The organism is Cellulomonas gelida, assembly GCF_006538725.1.
GTDB classification, from domain to species: Bacteria; Actinomycetota; Actinomycetes; order Actinomycetales; family Cellulomonadaceae; genus Cellulomonas; species Cellulomonas gelida.
Genome location: NZ_BJLQ01000086.1, coordinates 1 through 1,490, shown reverse-complemented (window position 1 = coordinate 1,490; position 1,490 = coordinate 1). Strand labels below are relative to the sequence as shown.

Sequence of the window (1,490 nt, the reverse complement as noted above, 5' to 3'; positions counted from 1 at the left end):
ATGCGGCTCGCCACGGCCCGCGACGAGCTCGAGCCGCTGCGCGACCCCACGGTCACGGGCCCCGACGACCCTCGTCTGACGATCGTCGTCCTGGCCCGCGTCGTGGAGTCCCTCGGCACGCTGCCCATGGTCACGCCGCACGAGATCGAAGGTCTCTTCGCGGCGGACCTGGCCTACCTGCAGGACTTCTACGGAGTGATCAACTTCGGGAGCCAGCAGGAGTTCGAGGAGTTCGTCGCCGCGCAGCGCGCGCTCGGTCAGGCGCCCGGGGTCTCGTCGTCCGACGAGGCCCCGGCGCCCGCCGCCGAGAGCCAGGAAGCCGCACCGACGTCCTCCGTCGAGGCAGCCGCCGCGCTGCCCCGGCCCGGCCGCGGGGCGATCGAGGAGATCCGCTCCGAGGCCCGTCACTAGGTCCTGACCATGCTGCGCTACCCCGTCGACGTCCTCTGGCAGGAGATCGCCTACCTGGCGTACCACCTGCACTGGCCGCTGCCCGACCTGCTCGACCTCGAGCACATGGACCGCGTCCGGATGGTGCGGGCTGTCTCAGCGATGAATGCCCGAGCGTGGGAGGCGGTGCGCGACAGTGCCTGAAGGACCCCTGGGCGGAGACGCACCCGTCTCCGCCAACTTCCTGTTCGAGGTCGACGGTGTCGAGATCGGGTACTTCGTCGAGGTCACCGGCCTCGAGATGACCGTGAGCACGCAGGAGTACCTCGAGGGCGGGCAGAACCAGTACGTGCACCGCTTCCCCGGCGTGATCCGCTGGCCGAACCTGGTGTTCCGCCGGGGCCTGGTGAACTCCGACGCGCTGTTCCAGTGGGTCGCGAGCTCGTCGGGCGAGGGATTCGCGGGCAACCAGAACAGCCTGACCCGTTCCACGGGCGCCGTGACCGTCGTCGACCACCAGGGCGCGCGCCTGCGCTCGTGGGAGTTCGAGGGCGTGTTCGCCGTCTCGTGGGCCGGGCCGCGGCTGTCCGTCGACGCGAGCGAGGCGCTCGTCGAGACGCTCGAGGTCGCGCACAACGGCTTCCGCGCGAAGACGCTGCAGTGAGCCGCCCGTGACCGACATCCACGAGCCGATGAGCGGCGCGACGGCGTCCGCGCAGCCGAGCGCCGAGCAGCAGCGCCTCGACCCGACCCGCCTGGGCCGGGCCGTCGCGCTGCGCATGCGCCGGCCTGGGCCGCGCCTGGGCCGGGCGCGTCCGTCGCCGATCGGCTCGCTGGCCTCGTCGTCCGTGCGGTTCGCGCACGGCTGGGGCCGACCGGTCGACGTGCGGCGCGCGCTGTCCGGCCCGTCGACGACCGTGACCCCGCGCCGCACGCCCGAGGACGTCTCACCGCCGCGCTGGTGGTCGCAGGTCGCGCCCGTGCGCGCGGCGCACGACGCGCAGGCCGAGGCCGCGTCGATCCCCCGCGGCCTGCCGCGCATGGTCGACGCGATCCCCGCCGACGGCGCCCGCCGCCCCGGCAGCGTCCGCGACCGGCTC

The 1,490-nt window shown here is 73.7% G+C and carries 4 protein-coding genes; all 4 read left to right on the top strand.

Annotated elements, in window-relative coordinates; all coding sequences use genetic code 11:
• Positions 1–411, top strand: a 411-nt coding sequence (locus CGE01nite_RS17200) for a hypothetical protein (RefSeq protein ID WP_218022645.1), incomplete at its 5' end; no start/stop codon positions are given.
• A gap of 9 nt (positions 412–420) precedes the next feature.
• Complete coding sequence (locus CGE01nite_RS17095) at positions 421–594, top strand: DUF6760 family protein (RefSeq protein ID WP_170211014.1); 174 nt, start codon at positions 421–423, stop codon at positions 592–594.
• Entirely contained in the window at positions 587–1,054 is a 468-nt protein-coding gene (locus tag CGE01nite_RS16760; RefSeq protein WP_229747266.1) for a phage tail protein, read from the top strand. Before CGE01nite_RS17095 ends, CGE01nite_RS16760 begins: the two co-directional genes overlap by 8 nt.
• 7 nt (positions 1,055–1,061) lie before the next feature.
• Positions 1,062–1,490 (top strand): hypothetical protein (locus tag CGE01nite_RS16755; RefSeq protein ID WP_141371782.1); only part of this gene is annotated, 429 nt, incomplete at its 3' end.

Excerpts from the sequence above, each read along its gene's own strand:
- CGE01nite_RS17095 (WP_170211014.1), top strand. The coding sequence starts at position 421 with ATGCTGCGCTACCCCGTCGACGTCCTCTGGCAGGAGATCGCCTACCTG.